General features: G+C 40.4%; 17 protein-coding genes, 1 tRNA gene, 1 rRNA gene, 1 other RNA gene, 1 pseudogene and 1 other annotated feature. Of the genes and pseudogenes, 15 read left to right on the top strand and 6 right to left on the bottom strand.

Features of this window, described 5'->3' with window-relative positions; translation table 11 throughout:
* Position 1 precedes the first annotated feature (1 nt).
* Positions 2–117, top strand: a 5S ribosomal RNA gene (rrf, locus tag ACP7A0_RS18525).
* Positions 118–128: 11 nt separating this feature from the next.
* Here the strand turns inward: rrf and ACP7A0_RS18530 are convergent.
* Entirely contained in the window at positions 129–1,097 is a 969-nt protein-coding gene (locus ACP7A0_RS18530) for a YaaC family protein (protein WP_060595635.1), read from the bottom strand.
* A gap of 121 nt (positions 1,098–1,218) precedes the next feature.
* On the opposite strand from ACP7A0_RS18530, the gene guaB reads away from it, so the two are divergent.
* Entirely contained in the window at positions 1,219–2,685 is a 1,467-nt protein-coding gene (gene guaB / locus ACP7A0_RS18535; protein WP_034666116.1) for an IMP dehydrogenase, read from the top strand.
* A 161-nt stretch (positions 2,686–2,846) separates the two neighbouring features.
* The gene (locus ACP7A0_RS18540; RefSeq protein WP_034666113.1) at positions 2,847–4,172 is read left to right on the top strand and encodes a D-alanyl-D-alanine carboxypeptidase family protein; all 1,326 of its coding nucleotides are present in this window, start codon (positions 2,847–2,849) and stop codon (positions 4,170–4,172) included.
* A gap of 41 nt (positions 4,173–4,213) precedes the next feature.
* Here ACP7A0_RS18540 and ACP7A0_RS18545 read toward each other — a convergent pair whose 3' ends face one another.
* Positions 4,214–5,692, bottom strand: a complete 1,479-nt coding sequence (locus ACP7A0_RS18545) for a PLP-dependent aminotransferase family protein (RefSeq protein ID WP_034666110.1) — start codon at positions 5,690–5,692, stop codon at positions 4,214–4,216.
* Positions 5,693–5,937: 245 nt separating this feature from the next.
* Between ACP7A0_RS18545 and pdxS the strand changes: the two genes are divergently transcribed.
* The 5 genes and pseudogenes from pdxS (at position 5,938) to ACP7A0_RS18570 (ending at position 10,181) form a co-directional block, all read left to right on the top strand.
* Positions 5,938–6,822, top strand: a complete 885-nt coding sequence (pdxS, locus tag ACP7A0_RS18550) for a pyridoxal 5'-phosphate synthase lyase subunit PdxS (RefSeq protein WP_034666107.1) — start codon at positions 5,938–5,940, stop codon at positions 6,820–6,822.
* A gap of 20 nt (positions 6,823–6,842) precedes the next feature.
* Positions 6,843–7,433, top strand: a complete 591-nt coding sequence (pdxT, locus tag ACP7A0_RS18555) for a pyridoxal 5'-phosphate synthase glutaminase subunit PdxT (RefSeq protein ID WP_034666104.1) — start codon at positions 6,843–6,845, stop codon at positions 7,431–7,433.
* A 53-nt stretch (positions 7,434–7,486) separates the two neighbouring features.
* Positions 7,487–7,703, top strand: a binding site (T-box leader).
* Between the two features lie 49 nt (positions 7,704–7,752).
* The gene (gene serS / locus ACP7A0_RS18560; RefSeq protein WP_426005991.1) at positions 7,753–9,027 is read left to right on the top strand and encodes a serine--tRNA ligase; all 1,275 of its coding nucleotides are present in this window, start codon (positions 7,753–7,755) and stop codon (positions 9,025–9,027) included.
* Positions 9,028–9,626: 599 nt separating this feature from the next.
* Positions 9,627–9,959, top strand: a pseudogene (locus ACP7A0_RS18565) (methyl-accepting chemotaxis protein); the annotation flags it as partial.
* A gap of 129 nt (positions 9,960–10,088) precedes the next feature.
* Positions 10,089–10,181: transfer RNA gene (locus ACP7A0_RS18570), tRNA-Ser, on the top strand.
* An 89-nt stretch (positions 10,182–10,270) separates the two neighbouring features.
* On the opposite strand, the gene ACP7A0_RS18575 is transcribed toward ACP7A0_RS18570, so the two are convergent.
* The 4 genes from ACP7A0_RS18575 to ACP7A0_RS18590 form a co-directional block, all read right to left on the bottom strand.
* Complete coding sequence (locus ACP7A0_RS18575) at positions 10,271–10,930, bottom strand: deoxynucleoside kinase (RefSeq protein ID WP_060595639.1); 660 nt, start codon at positions 10,928–10,930, stop codon at positions 10,271–10,273.
* A complete protein-coding gene (locus tag ACP7A0_RS18580) occupies positions 10,927–11,550 on the bottom strand; it encodes a deoxynucleoside kinase (protein ID WP_034666096.1) in 624 nt (207 codons plus the stop codon). The genes ACP7A0_RS18575 and ACP7A0_RS18580 overlap by 4 nt, the downstream gene beginning before the upstream one ends.
* A gap of 79 nt (positions 11,551–11,629) precedes the next feature.
* On the bottom strand, positions 11,630–12,877 hold the full coding sequence (locus ACP7A0_RS18585; protein WP_411266094.1) for a glycosyl hydrolase family 18 protein: 1,248 nt from the start codon (positions 12,875–12,877) through the stop codon (positions 11,630–11,632).
* Positions 12,878–12,976: 99 nt separating this feature from the next.
* A complete protein-coding gene (locus ACP7A0_RS18590; protein WP_060595641.1) occupies positions 12,977–13,531 on the bottom strand; it encodes an isochorismatase family cysteine hydrolase in 555 nt (184 codons plus the stop codon).
* Positions 13,532–13,610: 79 nt separating this feature from the next.
* Between ACP7A0_RS18590 and tadA the strand changes: the two genes are divergently transcribed.
* From tadA to ACP7A0_RS18625, 7 genes are all read left to right on the top strand, one after another.
* Positions 13,611–14,087 carry a tRNA adenosine(34) deaminase TadA gene (gene tadA / locus ACP7A0_RS18595; protein WP_003218102.1) on the top strand — a complete coding sequence of 159 codons (477 nt, stop codon included), beginning with the start codon at positions 13,611–13,613 and terminating at the stop codon, positions 14,085–14,087.
* A 76-nt stretch (positions 14,088–14,163) separates the two neighbouring features.
* Positions 14,164–14,428: signal recognition particle sRNA large type (gene ffs / locus ACP7A0_RS18600), an RNA gene on the top strand.
* A 330-nt stretch (positions 14,429–14,758) separates the two neighbouring features.
* Positions 14,759–16,471 (top strand): DNA polymerase III subunit gamma/tau, encoded by a 1,713-nt coding sequence (gene dnaX / locus ACP7A0_RS18605; RefSeq protein ID WP_060595642.1) that lies wholly within the window; start codon positions 14,759–14,761, stop codon positions 16,469–16,471.
* A gap of 26 nt (positions 16,472–16,497) precedes the next feature.
* A complete protein-coding gene (locus ACP7A0_RS18610; protein ID WP_008342011.1) occupies positions 16,498–16,821 on the top strand; it encodes a YbaB/EbfC family nucleoid-associated protein in 324 nt (107 codons plus the stop codon).
* A gap of 15 nt (positions 16,822–16,836) precedes the next feature.
* On the top strand, positions 16,837–17,433 hold the full coding sequence (gene recR / locus ACP7A0_RS18615; protein ID WP_003218094.1) for a recombination protein RecR: 597 nt from the start codon (positions 16,837–16,839) through the stop codon (positions 17,431–17,433).
* 18 nt (positions 17,434–17,451) lie between these two features.
* Positions 17,452–17,676 (top strand): YaaL family protein, encoded by a 225-nt coding sequence (locus ACP7A0_RS18620; protein ID WP_003218088.1) that lies wholly within the window; start codon positions 17,452–17,454, stop codon positions 17,674–17,676.
* Between the two features lie 66 nt (positions 17,677–17,742).
* Positions 17,743–18,006 (top strand): pro-sigmaK processing inhibitor BofA family protein, encoded by a 264-nt coding sequence (locus tag ACP7A0_RS18625; protein WP_106031977.1) that lies wholly within the window; start codon positions 17,743–17,745, stop codon positions 18,004–18,006.
* Positions 18,007–18,274 lie beyond the last annotated feature (268 nt).

Consider the following 18,274-nt stretch of genomic DNA (forward strand, 5'->3'; position numbering starts at 1 on the left):
GTTTGGTGGCGATAGCGAAGAGGTCACACCCGTTCCCATACCGAACACGGAAGTTAAGCTCTTCAGCGCCGATGGTAGTTGGGGGTCTCCCCCTGTGAGAGTAGGACGCCGCCAAGCTTTTCTAAGGATCAGTTCCATACGGAACTGGTCTTTTTTGTGTTTTCTTCTAACAGCATCATGATATAAGCTGGGAACTTCTCTTCGGCAATCTCCATATAGCGTTCAATCATGACGTAATCATCACTAATGTATTGAGACAGCAGCTCGTACCACCATTCAGTTTCGTAGCGGGCAATCATACTGAGGTTATACATTAATAAGTAATGGCTGATGATCTCAGGAATCCCTAAAAATGAATCACGAGTTGACGGAATAAACCATTGATCCATTTCTAAATCATAATGAAGATGAGTAGCGAGCGCTGGATTTTCTTCTAGAGCTACATCAAACGTCAGCTTTTTGGCTTCTCTTTGCTTGAGTTTCCAACTTGTATGGAACTCAAAGTATTCAATAAAGCGTTCAGCAGACATGTTATAAAGCAATGGAATATGATCTTGAATCATCATCCCATTAACCTTTTCCACTTTAACTAATGTCGAGGGCTGCTTTTGAAACTCCAGAATATGACTCATTTCAGGTATCTTTGAAAGGAGATGAATCATCGTAAATCGCTCATCTTCAAGACCATTTAAATGAAATAGATGCTTTAACACATGCATGCATAGTCCATTTCGCTGAATTTTCACTTCATCTTCACTAAAGCGGTAATGCTGTTTCTTTCTCTTTCTCGATGTTACGCCATGGGCCAAAACAGAGGTTTGAGAAGGATAGTGAGGATCAACTGTCAGTAAACATGCCTTTAGCAACTGAGCCATTCCATAAAATAATAAAATGGGCTTCAGTTCGAGTGGAGCGATAGCTGCCTGTTCATAGAACGTATGGCCATGCTTTAAAAAGTAAATAAACCGTTCACAGTTTTTATAGGCTTGCTGGTTTGCATCTTGAATGCTCCGTTTCTCATATTGTTGATATAGAAACTTTTGGGAAGTTTCGAGTGAGTAAAAACGTTTTAAATCCTTCCATCCTGAACTTTTCATCTTCTTCCTCAACTCTCTTTATATTTTCTAAAAATTGCAACTGTTTGTTGCTTCCTTGACATGCTGTTTCCTAGTTGATAATCTACATATAATATTTTGCCGAAAAGAGGGGGATTTACTAATGTGGGAAAGTAAATTTTCAAAAGAAGGTTTGACGTTTGACGATGTTTTGCTTGTTCCAGCTAAGTCTGAAGTACTTCCGCGTGATGTCGATTTATCAGTTGAGTTAACAAGCACATTAAAACTAAACATTCCAATTATCAGTGCAGGAATGGACACGGTGACGGAATCACAAATGGCGATTGCAATGGCACGTCAAGGTGGTCTTGGTATCATTCATAAGAACATGTCTATTGAGCAACAAGCAGAACAAGTGGATAAAGTAAAACGTTCAGAGCGCGGCGTTATTACAAATCCATTCTTCTTAACACCTGAGCATCAAGTATTTGATGCAGAGCACCTAATGGGTAAATACCGTATTTCAGGTGTACCGATTGTAAATAACGAAGAAGATCAAAAGCTTGTTGGTATTATTACGAACCGTGACCTTCGTTTTATTTCGGATTATTCAATGAAGATTAGCGACGTGATGACAAAAGAGGAACTTGTGACAGCTTCTGTAGGTACGACGTTAGAAGAAGCTGAAAAAATCCTACAGCAATATAAAATTGAAAAATTACCTCTTTTAGATGACGAAGGAACGTTAAAAGGTCTCATCACCATCAAAGATATTGAAAAAGTGATCGAATTCCCTAACTCCTCTAAAGATGCACATGGCCGTTTAATTGTTGGTGCTGCTGTTGGTGTCACTGGCGATACAATGACTCGTGTGAGAAAATTAGTCGAAGCCAATGTGGATGTCGTTGTCATTGATACTGCACATGGTCATTCACAAGGTGTTCTTAACACTGTATCGAAAATCCGTGAAACGTATCCTTCTCTTAATATCATTGCTGGTAATGTTGCAACAGCCGAAGCAACTAAAGCATTATTTGAAGCAGGAGCAGATATTGTGAAAGTCGGTATCGGACCAGGGTCTATTTGTACAACACGTGTTGTTGCAGGTGTTGGTGTACCACAAATCACAGCAATCTATGACTGTGCAACAGAAGCAAGAAAACATGGTAAAGCTATTATTGCAGATGGTGGAATTAAATATTCAGGTGATATCGTAAAAGCTCTAGCATCTGGTGGACATGCTGTAATGCTTGGAAGCCTTCTAGCTGGTACATCTGAAAGCCCAGGAGACACAGAAATTTTCCAAGGTAGACGCTTCAAAGTTTATCGCGGTATGGGTTCAGTCGCTGCAATGGAAAAAGGAAGTAAAGATCGTTACTTCCAAGAAGATAATAAAAAATTCGTTCCAGAAGGTATTGAAGGCCGTACACCATACAAAGGACCAGTCGTTGATACAGTGTATCAACTCGTTGGCGGTATCCGTTCTGGTATGGGCTATTGTGGAACACAGGACTTACGCTCACTTAGAGAAGATGCACAGTTCATTCGCATGACTGGTGCAGGACTTCGTGAGAGTCATCCACATGATGTACAAATTACAAAAGAATCACCAAACTACACAATTTCTTGATAAATTGTGACAATCAAATTACATTTGACAGGGTCTATGACTCTGTCTATTTTTTTTGTCTTTATTGTGATAAAATTTATACTGTTGTGTTGAAATAAGCCCTTGTGGATTAAATATATATGAAATACGTCGAAAAAAGATTGAATACGGAGGTATGACGATTGAACAGCAAGATGTTGAAACAGCTTATGGTCTCTATCCTTGCACTGGCATTGATTGTGACAGCATTTACACCAATGTCCAAAGCAAAAGCAGCTGAAGATCCATTCAATGTGAATGCGAAAGCAGCAATCCTAATTGAAGCTTCTACAGGTAAAATTCTTTATAGTAAAAACGCAGAACAAAGACTGCCTATTGCAAGTATGGCAAAGATGATGACAGAGTATCTATTACTAGAGGCTATTGCTGAAGGCAAAGTGAAATGGGATCAAACGTATACGCCAGATGATTATGTATACGAAATTTCTCAGGACCGCAGTTTATCAAACGTTCCTTTGAGAAAAGATGGCTCGTATACAGTGAAAGAACTTTATCAAGCAACGGCTATTTATTCGGCAAATGCAGCAGCGATTGGCTTAGCAGAAGTGATCGCTGGATCAGAATCGAAGTTCGTTGAAAAAATGAACGCAAAAGCGAAAGAACTTGGTTTAACTAACTACAAATTCGTGAATGCAACTGGACTAGAAAATAAAGATTTACATGGCAAACAGCCAAAAGGTACAGGTCCTGATGAAGAAAGTGAAGTATCTGCGAAAGATATGGCATTGCTTGCACAGCATCTCATCAAAGACCATCCAGAAATTCTTGAAACATCAAGTATCGCGAAAACAAAGTTCAGAGAAGGCACAGACGATGAAATGGACATGCCTAACTGGAACTTCATGCTTAAAGGACTTGTGAAGGAATATGAAGGTGTAGACGGTCTGAAAACAGGCTCTACGGATTCAGCTGGTTCTAGCTTCACAGGTACCGCTAAACAAGGTGACATGCGTGTCATCGCTGTGATCTTGAATGCAAAAGGTAACCTTCATACAGCACGTTTCGACGTGGCGAAAAAACTGTTCGACTATGCATTTAAAAACTTCACGATGAAAGAAATGTACAAAAAAGGTCAACAGATCAAAGGACATGAAAACATCGAAGTCGATAAAGGCAAAGACAAAGAAGTACCTGTCGTCACGAAAGAAGCTTTCTCTGTGCCAGTAAAAAATGGCGACGAAAAGAGCTTTAAAGCAAAAGTAAATATCGAGAAAAAGAAACTAGAAGCTCCTATTAAAAAAGGAACGAAGGTTGGCATGCTGACGACTTCTTATTCTGGTGATGAGAAGGACTACGGCTATTTGAATAAAGATCAATCAGGTGTTGAGCTTATAACGAAAACAGGCGATGAAAAAGCAAACTGGTTCATCCTTGCAATGCGTAGTGTAGGTGGATTCTTCGCTGGCATTTGGGGCGGAATCGTTGACACAGTAAAAGGTTGGTTCTAATAAAAAACTGCTCTCTATGCATGAGAGCAGTTTTTTTATCGTTAAAAGAAAAGCGATTGTTTTTGATTTTGAGGAGTGGACAAGGCTTGCTGAAAAATACCACATAACTTTTCCACGCCCTCGGTCAGTGCCTTTTCATTCACATAAGAAAAGCTGAGGCGGATATAGTTTTGCTTCGGCTCTCCAGGATAGCACACAGAGCCAGGCAGAAAGGTAATTTGCTGCTTACGTGCCTCATGCAGCAGTGCACGTGTATCGACCCAGGAAGGAAAGCTAAGCCATAAATTGAGCCCGCCCTGAGGAATTTGCCACGTCACATCTTTTGGTGCATGCTTCGTTAATACATCTATCATTAAATCACGTCTCACCTTCAAGGCGGTTCTCAGCTTTTTCGTATGATCAATCATCTTCTTCGAAGTCAGAAATGGCAGAATGGCTTTTTGTGTGAGAAGAGGGCTGCCTAAATCATTATTGGCCTTTGCTGCTAATAAACGATTAAATATCGAGCCTGAGGCGGTGATAATCCCAATTCTGCATCCTGGAGCCAGTGTTTTACTTAATCCTCGCAAATAAATGACGTGTCCATCATGATCAAGACTTTTGATAGGTGCTGGCGGCTTCTTTTCGAAATAAAGCTCACGATAAGGATCATCCTCTACAATGAGACAATCAATACTTTGAGCCAGTAAGAGAAGTTGTTTTCTGCGTTTCATTGACATACTGGCCCCTGTCGGACTGTGAAAAGTAGGAATCGTGTAGATGAGCTTTGGTTTATATTTATCACAAATGCTTTGAAGCTGCTTCATGTTCATGCCTTCATGATCAACAGGGACTGTAATAATTCTTGCCCCTCTGCCCATAAAGACATCAATGGCGCCTGGATAAGTCGGTGCTTCCATGACAACTACATCATCAGGACCGATAAACGCACGTGCGACCAAATCAAGCCCTTGCTGAGAACCACTAGTTACAAGGATATTTTCAGGAGTAGAAGGCACACCCAGCTTTTCTAAAAAAGACTGAATGACTTGCCTAAGCTGAAGATCCCCTTGAATTTCCCCATACTTCGACATGATTTGAGGATGTCTGGCTAGTACATGCTGCATTTCTTTTTCTAAATACCGGTTTGGCAAAAGCCCTGGATCAATCATAGAGGAAGAAAGGTTGATCGCTTCTTCGACATAGTGATACTGAGCAAATTGAGACCGTGGTAAATAATCCGGAATGGATAACTGCCAATCAAAAGAGGTAGATGACGGAACCGGAATATCTGACTGCTTTTGCAGCTCATCCACAAACGTCCCTTTACCTTGCACAGTCGTTAAATATCCGTCGTCCTTCAGCCGTGTGTATGCCTTTGCTGCCGTGACAAGACTCACATTCAGCTGCTTTGCTAAATCACGTACAGTTGGCAGCTTATCTCCCTGCTGAAGCAAACCCGATTGGATATGATCAATGATCGAAAAGTAAATCTGATTCGAAAGCGATGTATCAGAATGTCGATGGATATCAATATGCATGAGAAACCTCCATTGAGTGCAAAATTGTTATACATGAATTTGAATTGTTATAGTTGCATTATAGCATGTAAATCACTCTTCAAAGAAAAAATGACTTATTTTTAGCCAGAAATCGTTTATATACAAGGGTTTAGGCTTTTTTGTCGGCTGATTGAATTGTTATACTATTCTCTTTATTGTTATACTGTCTCGCTTGTATGATAAAGAGGTAAATCAATCGAATTGACAAATGGGAGGAAACTATTGTGAGCAATAAGGGAACTGAACGAGTGAAACGTGGAATGGCAGAAATGCAAAAGGGTGGCGTCATTATGGATGTCGTCAATGCTGAACAGGCAAAGATCGCAGAAGAAGCAGGTGCGGTGGCAGTTATGGCACTAGAACGAGTACCAGCTGATATCCGTGCAGCCGGCGGTGTAGCCCGTATGGCAGACCCAAGAATCGTAGAGGAAGTACAAAATGCTGTAACGATTCCAGTCATGGCAAAAGCACGTATCGGCCACATCGTCGAGGCTCGTGTTCTTGAAGCGCTTGGTGTTGATTATATCGATGAGAGTGAAGTGCTGACGCCCGCAGATGAGGAATTCCATTTAAATAAAAATGAATACACAGTACCTTTTGTCTGTGGTTGCCGTGACTTAGGTGAAGCAACCCGCCGTATCGCAGAAGGCGCTTCGATGCTTCGTACGAAAGGGGAACCTGGGACAGGCAACATTGTAGAAGCTGTCCGTCATATGAGAAAGGTCAATGCTCAGATTCGTAAAGTAGCAGCAATGAGTGAAGATGAACTGATGACAGAAGCCAAGAACCTAGGAGCACCTTATGAATTATTGCTTCAAATCAAAAAAGACGGCAAGCTCCCAGTTGTTAACTTTGCAGCTGGAGGCGTTGCGACACCAGCAGATGCTGCGTTAATGATGCAGCTTGGAGCAGACGGTGTATTTGTTGGATCTGGTATTTTTAAATCAGACAATCCGGCGAAATTTGCAAAAGCGATTGTTGAAGCAACGACTCACTTCACAGATTACCGTCTCATTGCAGAACTTTCAAAAGAGCTTGGAACAGCCATGAAAGGAATTGAAATCTCAAATCTACTGCCAGAAGAGCGTATGCAAGAGCGTGGCTGGTAATTAAGGGAGCGCAAATGAACATGCTAACAATTGGGGTACTAGGGCTTCAAGGAGCCGTGAGAGAGCATATTCAATCGATTGAAGCCTGCGATGCAGAAGGTAAGATCATTAAACGAGCAGAAGAGCTAGCATCCGTTGACGGTCTTATTATCCCTGGTGGAGAAAGCACGACGATGAGGAGACTCATGGATACGTACCAATTCATTGAACCGATTAAAGCGTTCGCTGCAGAAGGGAAACCGATTTTCGGGACATGTGCCGGTTTGATTATGCTGGCAAAACATATTGAAGATCGAGAAGATGCCCATCTTGGATTGTTAAATGTATCTGTTGCACGGAATTCATTTGGCAGACAGGTAGACAGCTTTGAAGCAGATCTAGAAGTAAAAGGGCTGGATGCGCCGTTTACAGGGGTGTTCATCCGTGCGCCTCATATCATCAGCGCAGATGTGAGCGTAGAAATCATGGCTGAATATGATGGCAGGATTGTGATGGCGAAAGAAAACAATATCTTAGGCTGTTCTTTTCATCCAGAGCTGACAGACGATCACCGGTTAACACAGCTGTTTGTTGAAATGGTGAAGTCTTACAAAACGAAGCTCGCTGTATAAAACGGTTGAAAAGAGATAAAACTTATAGTACATTAAAATCACAATCAAAGATCGAAAAAGCGTTGACGGGAAATAGTAAGAAGCCCCTCTTTCTCAGAGAGCCGATGGTTGGTGCGAATCGGTGAAAGATGCAGTCTGAATCCATCCTTGAGCGAAATGCTGAAACACGAGAAGTAAGCATTTACGGTGATACCGTTACAGAGGAAAGAGGAAAGCATGCTTCTGCATGTTTTCAATCAGGGTGGCAACGCGAGAGCTCTCGTCCCTTTCATGGGATGAGGGCTCTTTTTATTTTTCGATAAAAAAAGGAGTGTTACACATGCTGGATATTAAACAACTGCGCACGGACTTTGATCAAATCAAAGAAAAATTAGCACACCGAGGCGAAGATTTAGCGGATTTTGATAAGTTTGGTGAACTGGATCAAAAAAGAAGAGAACTAATCGGGAAAACAGAAGAATTAAAGAGCCGAAGAAATGAAGTATCACAGCAAGTGGCCGTTCTAAAAAGAGAAAAGAAAGATGCCGATCACATTATTCAAGAAATGCGTGAGGTAGGAGATGAGATTAAAAAGCTGGATGATGAGCTAAGAACAGTAGAAGAAAGCTTGCAGCACATCCTCTTCTCTATTCCGAATATCCCTCATGCCACTGTACCGGTTGGGGAAACAGAAGATGACAACGTGGAAGTGAGAAAATGGGGCGAACAGCCGGCCTTCTCATTTGAGCCAAAACCACATTGGGATGTAGCGGATGAGCTAAACATTCTTGATTTTGAACGCGCAGGAAAAGTCACAGGAAGCCGATTCGTTTTTTATAAAGGGCTTGGCGCACGCTTAGAGCGCGCACTATATAACTTTATGCTCGATCTACATGTCGATGAGTTTGGTTTTACTGAAGTGCTCCCACCTTACATGGTCAATAGAGCTAGCATGACAGGGACTGGGCAGCTTCCAAAATTCGAAGAGGATGCCTTTAAAATCCGAGAAGAAGATTATTTCCTCATTCCAACAGCTGAAGTGCCGATTACCAACATGCACCGTGACGAAATCCTTGAAGGGGAACAGCTGCCAATCAATTATGCAGCATTCAGTGCTTGCTTTAGATCAGAGGCTGGATCTGCCGGAAGAGATACACGCGGACTCATCCGTCAGCACCAATTTAATAAGGTAGAGCTTGTGAAATTTGTTAGACCTGAAGATTCTTATGAAGAATTAGAGAAACTAACAAATCAAGCAGAAAAAGTCCTACAGCTATTAAACCTGCCATACCGTGTCATGAGCATGTGTACGGGAGATTTAGGCTTCACGGCTGCGAAGAAATACGACATCGAAGTATGGATTCCGAGCCAAGATACGTATCGTGAAATTTCTTCTTGCAGTAACTTCGAAGCATTCCAAGCAAGACGCGCAAACATTCGATTCCGTCCAGAGCCTAAAGCGAAGCCAGAGCATGTCCACACGTTAAATGGATCTGGTTTAGCAGTAGGAAGAACCGTGGCGGCCATTTTAGAAAACTATCAACAAGAGGACGGCACAGTAATTATTCCTGAAGTACTGCGTCCTTATATGGGAAATAAAGAAGTGATGAAATAAGATGCCGCTATGGCATCTTATTTCTTTTTACCAAAAGTCCTACAGTTTTCCTAAATTTAGCCGATAAAAAAATAAAAGCTTCTAGGAAAGAAGGAATAACCTTGAATAGGCTTGACTATTATGTTGAAATGGCTCAATTAATTAGAAAAGTTCTAGATGAAAGTATTCTTTTCGGCATCACTGATACAGAGAAGGTGCTTTGTTACTACCCGTCTAACACAATAGATTTTGGCGTGAAAGTTGGGGACCCATTGAACCCAGAAGACCAAAACGTGGCGACGACATTAAGAGGACAAGAATATGATGGTCATTTACCAGAGTCTTTATATGGTTATGAAATTGCTGTAAAAGGTTACCCGATTTTTGATGAAGATAGAAAAGTAATTGGATCTTTTTTAGTGGCATTTTCACATCATCGTGAAAAGAAATTAAGCGGTTATATGGAGCATATCAATGATGTAGCGAAAGAACTCCAAGGTGGAATCGAACAAATTGCTGCGCATTCACAAGAGCTGGCTGCCACAAGTTTAGAAATAAGCGAACAGGCAGGAAGAGCGGAAGAGAAATCTGCAAATATTGAAGAAGTCGTCAAAACCATTGGCGGGATCGCTAGACAAACAAACTTGCTAGGTCTAAATGCTGCAATTGAAGCAGCAAGAGCAGGCGAGAATGGAAAAGGGTTTGCTGTCGTAGCTGATGAAGTTCGTAAATTATCAGATGGCTCAAAGGAAGCGGCTGAAACCATTAATACCTTCTTAAAGGAAATCCAAGACAGTATTAGCACTTTGTCTGAAAACATCTCACAAATCAGCAGCTCAACAAATGAACAAGCCAAACAAGTGACAGACTTTACGAAAATTATTGAATCATTAAATGAGTTTAAAGAAGAGATGAATCAGTTTATTGAAGAGATTAGACAGGATACAAAATAGATCAAGAGCAGCCGTTAATGGCTGCTTTTTTATGGGCAGATTCTCATACCAAAACAACTTATTGAAATTTTTTTCGAAAAGATGTTGACTTGAATTAAAATGATATGGTATATTAATTCTTGTCGATACGGAGGAATACCCAAGTCCGGCTGAAGGGATCGGTCTTGAAAACCGACAGGGGTGTCAAAGCCCGCGGGGGTTCGAATCCCTCTTCCTCCGCCATATTGATTTTTTACCTTAGTTGAATTAAAACGCAAGCATAAAAATTGGAATTGTCAAACCGCTGCATTCGCGAAATGCAGCGGTTTTTTTTATTTTGTTTTAGAGCGATTTTTTTGTATAACAGAAGCAATTTCATGAAGAATGGGTTCAAGTGAGCTTTCATCATGAAGTAAGTCGTAATCTTCAATGTTAATTTTAATCACTGGGCATAAATCGAATTGTTCGATCCATTCCGTATATCGAGTGTACATTTCTTCCCAATAGGCTCGATCAGTTTGAGTTTCCATCTCTCTGCCGCGTTCTTCAATACGATTCAAAATATGATCTAAATCCCCGTGTAAATAGATGAGTACATCAGGGTGAGGGAAGTAAGGTGTCATCACCATCGCCTCGAATAGACTCGTATACGTTTCATAATCTACTTCAGACATCGTACCTTTGTCCGCATGCATTTTCGCGAAAATGCCTGTGTCCTCATAAATTGAACGATCTTGCACATATCCTCCACCAGATTCAAAAATCCGCTTTTGTTCCTTAAAACGCTCGGCTAGGAAATAGACCTGTAAATGGAAGCTCCATCTTTGGAAATCTGAATAAAAGGGCTCTAAGTATGGGTTGTCATCTACTTTTTCAAGAGAGGTTTGAAAGCCTAGCTTGTCCGCTATCGTTTTAGTCATAGTGGATTTTCCGACACCAACAGTCCCGGCGATTGTGATCACTGCATCCTTTGGTATTTCGATATTGTTCATAGTACTTGCTCCTTTATGTTCTGTACAATTTGCTGGTAATCTTGCTGTGAGGAAACGAAGTCTGTATGATCTCCTTCAATTGTAATGATAGGAAGCCCTGGGTCAGTCTGTTTTAAATGTTCAATGGCCAGCTCATAATCTTCAATGAGTGTTTTTAAATAAGCTGGGTCGATGTCTTCTTCAAAAGAGCGTCCCCTCATCTGTATTCTTTCAAGTAAGGTAGGAAGGCTGGCTTTTATATAGATGATAGCATTTGGTTTAGGAAGGTCATCTGTTAGCAAGTGATAGATCTTTCTGTATTTGTCCATGTGCTTTTTTGATAATGTTCTTTCTGCAAATATCATATTTTTATAGACATGATAATCAGTGACAATCGGCTGCTGTTGACTCACATAGTTTTCTTCAATAGATTCTAACTGTTTGACCCGATTGCATAAAAAGAACATCTCAAGCTGAAAGCTCCATTGTTCCATATCTTCATAAAATTTATCTAAGAATGGATTTTCTTCTACAATCTCTTTTACTAAAGGAAATTGAAATTCCTTCGCAAGCATTGTAGCCAAAGTTGTTTTTCCGGCTCCAATTGGGCCTTCCACTGCAATAAAAGGGGCAGGATACATAGGCGTTCTCCTCTATCTATAAAGTTGTCAAACCAATGTATATTGTACCATACCCCTTCCGAGAGATAGAGCGAATGGGTTACGATGTCGTTCTTTTTTCAATATTAAATTGATCTGATAATAAGAGCCAATTTTGTGGGAAGGATAGACCTAATTTCCAATAAGCAATTCCGTTCAAGTTTAACTCTTTGATGAGATTGAACTTTGCTTGAATCGATCTAGCGTCTTCGAACCATACCTCATGCACTTTATTAGTGGCATCTGTGTAACGAAAATAAGGTGCTTGTGCTGTTTCGTCGTATAGAATGGAGGCATTATTATTTCTAGCAATGGCAATCGCTTGTTGAGGACTGACGGCTTTAGCAATGGGGCCACCCTGGACGTAAGGAAGCGTCCAATCATAGCCATATAAATTCTGCCCCATAACAATTTTATTGGCCGGCATGACGGTCAGTGCATATTCAATGACTTGGCGGACAGGTCCAATGGGAGAGACAGCTTGTGCAGGGCCGCCGCTGTATCCCCATTCATAGGTCATTAACACAACATGATCGACGATCTTCCCGATGGCTTCATAGTCATGAGCTTCATACCATTTTCCCTTCTGCTGACTACTTGTTTTAGGGGCAAGTGCAACAGATATTGTCCATCCTTCTTGATGGAAGCGGGTTGTTGCCTCTCTTAAAAATTGAATGTAAGCATCTTTATCAGCAGGACGTAAATATTCAAAATCAAAATGGATTTCTTTTAATTGATACTTTTTAGCAACACGAACGATTTCATTTAAAAATGTGGTTTTGACAGATTGGTTATTTAAAAGAATTCGCCCAAGTTCATCACTGAATTTTTCATTCTCTAGGTTTGTCACTACCATAGATAAAACGGTTCTGCTCTGAGCGGCTATTTGAGGTAGCTGATCTAACGGTGGTTCTTTCAGTGTTCCGTCTCTTTGCGCTTGGAAACTAAAGGCGCCTAAATGGGTTAAATATGGAGAGGCCTCTCTAGCTGCTTGTTTTAAGTTTTCACTGACTTGATTTCCCCTTGGTTCAATGTAAGCATTCGAATTAATGTTCCTTTTCGGTCTTTGAGGAATATAGAGCAAGAAGCGAATAGGTAGTATCGCTTCAGGCCGAATTCTATTCACACGTGCCAACTCCTCCACTGAAATTCGAAATCGTCTTCCAATTTGATAAAGTGTGTCATTTTGTTTGACCTCATAAAATTGTCCTCTAATTGGAATGACAATTGTTTGTCCAATGACGAGTTGATTTGGTGTTTCAATATCGTTGGTACGGATGATTTCATTGACTGTTGTTTTAAAACGCATGGCAATTTCGTTTAAAGTATCTCCTCTTTTGACAACATAAATTTGAATAGTCAACGCCCCCTTTGTTATTGCTAACAATTTATGAGGGTTATGGATAAATCATGTTTGATTTTCATACGTGATCTCTTTAGCAGAGGTGATTTTTGCTAGTAGAACGTTCTCCATCATCGTTAAAGCATATTCGTTGTCTCTGTCGTCATTTGATGCGATACAATCTTTAGGTACAATTAAGTTGTATTCTCGCATGTATGCGTCATTTGCAGTGAACAGAACACAAATGTTTCCTGCAATTCCGGTCAAAATAATGTCTTGCACACCTAATTCATTTAAGAGTGTCTCTAATGCAGTTCCGTAGAAGGCAGAATGCTTCGGTTTAATTAAGAAGTAATCATCTTTAGATGGTGCCATTTTCTCTAAAATAGGGGCGCTTCTTTCGTTTTTGCATGTTTCCATCACAGCTTGTATATCAGCCTTCCAGAGACCATAGTGGTCGTTGATATAGATGATTGGCCAATTTTCCTTGAAAGCATGATCTTTAAGCGCTAAAATCTTATTGGTCATTTGCTCTGTTTTATCAGCGAGCACATGTCCCATTTCAAAATCAAAATTATTAATCATGTCGATAATAAGCAGTGCCTTTTGGTGCTTTGACAAAGTAAGACCCCCTTTAAAAGATTGTGCTAATATGTTAACCTCAATATCCTTTTAAAAAACATGAAAAGAGAGCCGTGCTATGACGAGAGATGAACAGTTTATGCAAGAAGCTATTTCTGAAGCCTTAAAAGCAGAACAAATAGGAGAAGTACCAATCGGTGCCATCATCGTTGTTGATGACCAAATTGTGAGCCGCGCTCATAATTTAAGGGAAACAGAGCAGCGTTCAATTGCACATGCAGAATTACTTGCTATTGATGAAGCGTGTAAAACGACTGGAAGCTGGCGTTTAGAGGATGCTGTACTTTATGTGACGCTTGAACCATGTCCTATGTGTGCGGGAGCGATTGTCCTTTCTAGAGTGAAAAAGGTCGTTTTCGGTGCATACGATCCAAAAGGTGGATGTGCAGGTACTTTAATGAATTTACTGGATGATGAACGATTCAATCATCAGTCTGAAGTCATTGGTGGTGTACTTGAAAATGAGTGTGGTGAGCTGTTAAGTCAGTTCTTCCGAAACCTCCGTCAGCGAAAGAAACAAGCCAAAAGTAAATGAATGGATGTCGTTTGCAATTTCGGCTATAAGAAGGTATACTTATGTCTGCGTCACTAACAATTTAATATTCATTTTGCCGTGCTAAGCGGGGAGGTAGCGGTGCCCTGTACTCGCAATCCGCTCTAGCGAGGCCGAATCCCTTCTCAAGGTTCGTTTACTTCAAGGTCTGCCTTAAATAAGTGGTGTTGACGTCTTGGTCCTGCGCAATGGGAATTCATGAACCATGTCAGGTCCGGAAGGAAGCAGCATTAAGTGAAACCTCTCATGTGCCGCAGGGTTGCCTGGGCCGAGCTAACTGTTTAAGTAACGCTTGGGGTAGCGAATCGACAGAAGGTGCACGGTAAATCAATATTAAATGTAACTCATCTAGTTAATCTAGGTGAGTTTTTTGTTGCTGTTTAAAGAATAGCTCAGCTGCTTTGTTTATACAAATAGGCAAAAAACCTTTTTAGAGTCTTTTTGTTTTTTCATTAATCACAATAGGAACAAAAGTTCTCCATGGTGTTGCAGAACAATTCGAAAATCTAGAAAACACGTTTTTGATTCATAGAAAGTAGAATATCTATAGTTGAAATCATCATTTTCGTTTATTAGAAAATAAAGGTGTGCTTTTGAATTGATCGGTGCATCATGTATAATAAAAAAGATGATAAATGGAGGAGGGCGTATTTGTGAGTTATCAAGCTTTGTATCGAGTGTTCAGACCTCAAGTTTTTGAGGATGTTGTTGGACAAGAACACATCACAAAAACGTTGCAAAATGCCCTTTTGCAGAAGAAGTTTTCTCATGCTTACTTATTTTCAGGTCCTAGAGGAACAGGTAAAACAAGTGCTGCCAAAATCTTTGCGAAGGCAGTGAACTGTGAAAAGTCACCTGTGAGTGAACCTTGTAATGAATGTGATGCCTGTAAAGGGATTACAAACGGCTCGATTTCAGACGTGATTGAAATAGATGCTGCCTCAAACAACGGGGTAGATGAAATCCGTGATATACGTGATAAAGTGAAATTTGCTCCTTCGGCGGTTACATATAAGGTTTATATTATAGATGAAGTACATATGCTCTCTATCGGGGCATTTAATGCCCTCCTTAAAACGTTAGAGGAGCCGCCTGCTCATTGTATCTTTATTTTGGCTACCACAGAGCCTCATAAGATTCCTCTTACCATCATATCCCGTTGTCAGAGATTTGATTTTAAACGAATCACGACAAAAGATATTGTTGGAAGAATGAAGAAAATTGTAGATGCAGAAAGCCTAAATGTACAAGAGGGCTCGCTCGAGATTATCGCTAGTGCAGCTGATGGCGGTATGCGTGATGCACTAAGCCTCTTAGATCAAGCGATCTCATTTAGTGGTGAGCAGCTGACAATTGATGATGCGCTGCTCATTACAGGAGCTGTTTCTCAGCATTTCATTAGTCAGCTAGCCGAAGCAATTTTTGATCAAAATATTGCTGTAGCGTTAGATACCTTAAATGAATTACTTCAGCAGGGAAAAGATGCTGCTAAATTAATAGAGGACATGATCTTTTACTTTAGAGATATGCTGCTTTATAAAACGGCACCAGATCTGGAGGGGGTCCTTGAAAAGGTAAAGGTCGATGAAAATTTCGTGACGCTTTCGGATCGTGTGACACCTCAATTTCTATATGAAACAATTGAAGTGCTGAATAAAAGTCACCAAGAAATGAAATGGACGAATCATCCAAGAATTTTCTTTGAGGTAGCTGTTGTCAAGCTATGTCAGTCAACGGTTGGAATACCACAAGCTCATGCTAACGCTGATTTAACGGCGCTAACGGATAAAATAGACAGGTTGGAACAGGAGCTATCTAGGATAAGAGCTGAGGGTGTGCCAATGTCTCATTCTCATCATCCTCAAGAAAAAAAGGAAGCACCTCGACCACAAACGAGTAACAAAAATGGATACCGTGCACCTGTCGGCCGAATTCACGAGATTCTAAAAGAAGCAAAACGTCCAGAGCTAGAAAAAATTAAAGGTAAATGGGGAGAACTCCTTGCCCATTTGAAACAGCAGAATAAGGTGTCTCATGCTGCGCTATTAACGGATAGTGAACCAGTTGCTGCTGCTTCTCATGCCTTTGTTTTAAAATTCAAGTTTGAAATACACTGTAAAATGGTTGCCGAAGATAAAAGCGGTGTTCGAACCAACCTTGAGCAGCTATTAGAGTCTATGTTAGGAAAAAGAGTGGAATTAGTTGGCGTTCCTGACGCTCAATGGGGTAAAATAAGAGAAGAATTTTTAAGAGATCATCAGCCGGATGAACAGGCAGATGGTCAGGGGACTTCTGCTGAAGAGGATCCATTGATTGCAGAAGCAAAGAAGTTAGTAGGAAACGATTTAATTGAAATTAAAGATTAATAAAAATGAAAGAGAGTGGTGTTCATATGCGCGGTGGAATGGGAAATATGCAAAAAATGATGAAACAAATGCAAAAAATGCAAAAGGATATGGCTAAGGCTCAAGAAGAGCTTGCAGAAAAAGTCCTTGAAGGTACAGCGGGCGGCGGTATGGTCACTGTAAAAGTAAATGGACAAAAAGAAGTTGTTGATGTAGCAATTAATGAAGAAGTTGTTGATCCAGAAGATATCGATATGCTTCAAGATCTTGTACTTGCAGCAACAAACGACGCATTGAAAAAAGTCGATGAGTTAACGAATGAAACAATGGGGCAATTCACAAAAGGAATGAACATGCCAGGTTTATTCTAGGAGGAATAACTGAAGATGCAATATCCTGAACCAATATCAAAGCTGATTGACAGCTTTATGAAATTGCCAGGAATCGGACCGAAAACTGCGGTTCGTCTGGCTTTTTTTGTTCTTAGTATGCAGGAAGATGTCGTACTAGATTTCGCGAAGGCGCTTGTTAATGCAAAGCGTAATTTAACTTATTGTTCGGTATGCGGCCATATCACAGACCAAGATCCTTGCTATATTTGTGAAGATACAAGAAGAGATCAATCTGTTATCTGTGTAGTGCAAGACCCAAAAGATGTGATCGCAATGGAAAAGATGAAAGAATACAACGGCTTATACCATGTGCTTCATGGTGCCATTTCACCGATGGACGGAATTGGCCCAGAGGATATTAAAATTCCTGACCTGTTAAAAAGATTGCAAGACGATCAAGTGACAGAGGTGATCCTTGCAACCAATCCAAACATTGAAGGAGAGGCTACAGCCATGTATATCTCTAGACTGTTGAAACCATCAGGAATTAAACTCTCTCGCATTGCTCACGGACTTCCAGTAGGTGGAGACTTAGAGTATGCGGATGAAGTCACACTGTCTAAAGCTCTAGAAGGCAGACGTGAGATGTAGGAAGGAGAAGTACGGTACATGGGTTTTCTTCGCAGAAAATCAATTCGAAAAGAATTCGATGAGAAATTAATTCAACAGCTTTTTAAGCAAAAGGAAGAATGGAACAGACAAAAAAAGCTTGTCGCAAATAGCGTTGAGCCTTCACCGGACATTCTATTCGAATTAAAGCTTGCTCAAGCGAAGTACTTTTTCTATCTAAGAGAAGCGAAAAAGAGGAATTTACGTTTAAACAACTGGAGATAGCAGGTCTATTTTACATAGTCCTCTCATATGCTTGTACTATTCATATGAAGAGGAGATGAGAGGATTATGGAACCTGTTATTGTAATCGGGTCAATTTTGATAGCTGTACTATTGTTGTTTATGTCAGGTGTTCAAGCGAACCCCTTCAAATGGTTAGGGCTGATCGGAGTAAAGTTTGTGGCAGGTGCTCTTTTTTTATTTTGCCTCAATCTATTTGGAGAGAGTCTAGGATTACATGTCTCTATTAACCCTGTAACGAGTGGAATCAGTGGTTTATTGGGCATCCCAGGCGTAGCAGCCTTAGTCGTAATTGAAAAATTTATTATTTAATGAGAAATATTGTTGACTTTGATCCTGTATGGTGGTAAATTAATATACGTCGCTGATGACGAAGAAACGAAAAAACATTATAACAAAAAAGTTGTTGACATTAACAATTTAAATATGGTATGATGTTCTAGTCGCTTCTGAAGCGGTAAACAAGTTCTTTGAAAACTAAACAAGACAAAACGTACCTGTTAATTCGAGTTTTTATAAAAAAATCCTATGATACATCATAGGTAGTCAGTCAAACTGGCGAAAAACAAAACTTCGGTTT

The sequence above is a fragment of the Bacillus sp. DWP3-1 genome (assembly GCF_049896565.1).
GTDB lineage: Bacteria > Bacillota > Bacilli > Bacillales > Bacillaceae > Bacillus.

What these genes read in the sequence shown, in the direction of transcription:
- ACP7A0_RS18530 (WP_060595635.1), bottom strand. Translation starts at nt 1,097, where the DNA reads ATGAAAAGTTCAGGATGGAAGGATTTAAAACGTTTTTACTCACTCGAA.
- guaB (WP_034666116.1), top strand. Translation starts at nt 1,219, where the DNA reads ATGTGGGAAAGTAAATTTTCAAAAGAAGGTTTGACGTTTGACGATGTT.
- ACP7A0_RS18545 (WP_034666110.1), bottom strand. Translation starts at nt 5,692, where the DNA reads ATGCATATTGATATCCATCGACATTCTGATACATCGCTTTCGAATCAG.
- pdxT (WP_034666104.1), top strand. Translation starts at nt 6,843, where the DNA reads ATGCTAACAATTGGGGTACTAGGGCTTCAAGGAGCCGTGAGAGAGCAT.
- serS (WP_426005991.1), top strand. Translation starts at nt 7,753, where the DNA reads ATGCTGGATATTAAACAACTGCGCACGGACTTTGATCAAATCAAAGAA.
- ACP7A0_RS18575 (WP_060595639.1), bottom strand. Translation starts at nt 10,930, where the DNA reads ATGAACAATATCGAAATACCAAAGGATGCAGTGATCACAATCGCCGGG.
- ACP7A0_RS18580 (WP_034666096.1), bottom strand. Translation starts at nt 11,550, where the DNA reads ATGTATCCTGCCCCTTTTATTGCAGTGGAAGGCCCAATTGGAGCCGGA.
- ACP7A0_RS18585 (WP_411266094.1), bottom strand. Translation starts at nt 12,877, where the DNA reads ATGCGTTTTAAAACAACAGTCAATGAAATCATCCGTACCAACGATATT.
- tadA (WP_003218102.1), top strand. Translation starts at nt 13,611, where the DNA reads ATGACGAGAGATGAACAGTTTATGCAAGAAGCTATTTCTGAAGCCTTA.
- ACP7A0_RS18610 (WP_008342011.1), top strand. Translation starts at nt 16,498, where the DNA reads ATGCGCGGTGGAATGGGAAATATGCAAAAAATGATGAAACAAATGCAA.
- recR (WP_003218094.1), top strand. Translation starts at nt 16,837, where the DNA reads ATGCAATATCCTGAACCAATATCAAAGCTGATTGACAGCTTTATGAAA.
- ACP7A0_RS18620 (WP_003218088.1), top strand. Translation starts at nt 17,452, where the DNA reads ATGGGTTTTCTTCGCAGAAAATCAATTCGAAAAGAATTCGATGAGAAA.
- ACP7A0_RS18625 (WP_106031977.1), top strand. Translation starts at nt 17,743, where the DNA reads ATGGAACCTGTTATTGTAATCGGGTCAATTTTGATAGCTGTACTATTG.